Annotated in this window: 3 protein-coding genes; all 3 read right to left on the bottom strand. The window is 64.2% G+C overall.

Annotated features, from left to right (window positions below; translation table 11 throughout):
* A partial coding sequence (locus EN884_RS33965) for an aldo/keto reductase (protein ID WP_164895351.1) occupies window positions 1-282 on the bottom strand: 282 nt, incomplete at its 3' end.
* Window positions 283-368: 86 nt separating this feature from the next.
* On the bottom strand, window positions 369-761 hold the full coding sequence (locus tag EN884_RS33960) for a DUF305 domain-containing protein (RefSeq protein ID WP_013528057.1): 393 nt from the start codon (window positions 759-761) through the stop codon (window positions 369-371).
* 43 nt (window positions 762-804) lie between these two features.
* The coding region (locus EN884_RS33955) for a copper-translocating P-type ATPase (protein WP_164895350.1) at window positions 805-2,181 on the bottom strand (1,377 nt) is incomplete at its 5' end.

Here is a 2,181-nt window from a genome sequence, read left to right as displayed (position 1 = left end):
CTGCACGCCCGCGCGCGAGGCGTTCGACGGTAGCACTTTCGAGACCAGGAAGGTCTCGTCGCGGCGCCCGGCAATGGCTTCGGCCACCACCTCCTCGGCACCGCCGCTGGCATACATTTCGGCGGTGTCGATCAACGTGATGCCGAGGTCGAGGCCGAGCTTGAGGGCATTCACCTCATCGGCGCGGCGACGGGAATCTTCGCCCATCTTCCATGTGCCCTGGCCAAGCACCTGAACGGCTTCGCCGGAGGGCAGTTTGGTGGTTCTGATGGTCGGTGGCATGGCGGGCTCCAGTTGGGGCCGGATCGCATCACAGGCTGGGCGATAAATCCAGAGGCGTTCTCGCCGCGCTGGCGATGGCTGAAGACTTACTTCACCGGATGGGCGGCGAGCCAGGCCTGCATCTGCTTGATCTCTGCTTCCTGCGCGGCGATGACGCCTTCGGCCAGCTTGCGGATTTCCGGGTCCTTGCCATTGGCAAGTTCAACCTTGGCCATGTCGATCGCACCCTGATGGTGCGGGATCATGCCTCTGACGAAATCGACGTCGGCATTGCCGGTATAGTCGGACGCCATCATGTCGGCATGCATCTTGTCCATCGCCGCCTTGTAGCCTTCCGTCGAAGGACTGGTCGCGTCCGTCGCCATAGCGCCCATGTCGTGTTTCATCTCTTCGCTCTGCGCCGGAACGCTTTCGAGGAAGACGGCAACCAGCATTCCGGCCGCCATCAGCAGCAGCACGAGTTTTTTGGCGAAGGTCATACATGGTCTCCTGTTGGATGGGTTTCGTATTTGGGGGCTTGGATCAGAGTTTCAATGTTCTCAGCCGCAATGCGTTTGCGATCACCGACACCGAGGACAGGCTCATCGCCGCCGCTGCCAGCATCGGCGACAGCAGCGTGCCGGTGAGCGGATAGAGCACGCCGGCGGCGACCGGCACGCCAAGCACGTTGTAGAGGAAGGCAAAGAACAGGTTCTGGCGGATGTTGCGGATCGTCGCCTGAGCCAGCGTGCGCGCCCGCACGATGCCGTTGAGGTCGCCTTTGACCAAGGTGATGCCGGCGCTTTCGACGGCGACATCGGCGCCGGTGCCCATGGCGATGCCGACATCGGCGGCGGCAAGGGCCGGTGCATCGTTGACGCCGTCGCCGGCCATGGCAACGCCGGTGCCTTTTGCGCGCAGTTCCTCGACAAGGGCTGCCTTCTGTTCCGGCAGCAGGCCGGCGCGGACCTCGTCGATGCCGAGGCTTCTGGCGATCGCGTTGGCCGTGCGTTCATTGTCGCCGGTCGCCATGATGATCCGCAAGCCGCTTTCATGCAGCGCCTTGATCGCCTCGGCCGTCGTTGTCTTGATAGGGTCGGCGACGGCGACGATGCCGGCCAGTTTTTTGTCGACAGCAACGAACATCGCCGTCTTGCCTTCGAGTTGCAGCGCCTCGGCCTTGGCCGAGATGGATGCGATGTCGACGCCAAGGTCGGCCATCATCGCGGCGTTCCCGAGCGCGACCGTCTTTCCCGAGACCGAACCGGACACACCCTTCCCGGTGACCGCCTCGAAGCCGCTGGCCTCTGCAACGGTCACGCCGCGCGTAGCGGCGCCGTCAACGATGGCTTCAGCCAGCGGATGCTCCGAGCCTTTCTCCAGGCCCGCGGCAAGCGCCAGCAATTCGTCTTCGGAAAAGCCGTTTGCCGTGACGACATCGGTCAGCTTCGGCCGGCCTTCGGTCAGCGTCCCCGTTTTGTCGACGATCAGCGTGTCGACGGAAGCGAAGCGTTCGAGTGCTGCGGCTTCCTTGATCAGCACGCCGGCATGCGCCCCGCGCCCGGTGGCGGTCATGATCGACATCGGCGTGGCGAGGCCGAGCGCACAGGGACAAGCGATGATCAGCACCGACACCGCCGAGACGATGGCAAAGATCAGGCTGGGCTCGGGTCCAAACACGGCCCAAGCGATGAAGGCGACAATCGCGACAAGGACGACGGCCGGGACAAAGTAGAAAGAAACGCGATCAGCCAACCCTTGGATCGGGGCGCGCGAGCGCTGCGCCTTGGCGACGAGCTCGACGATGCGCGCCAGCGTCGTCTCGGCGCCGACCTTCTCAGCGCGCATGATCAGCGCACCATTCTTGTTGAGCGTGCCGCCGGTCAGCGCATCGCCCTCGACCTTCTCGACCGGCAACGG

It is taken from the genome of Mesorhizobium sp. M7A.F.Ca.AU.001.01.1.1, from assembly GCF_004022735.1.
Classification (GTDB): Bacteria; Pseudomonadota; Alphaproteobacteria; order Rhizobiales; family Rhizobiaceae; genus Mesorhizobium; species Mesorhizobium ciceri.
Note: the sequence above shows the minus strand (reverse complement) of the source record. Positions and strands in the feature narration are given on the sequence as shown.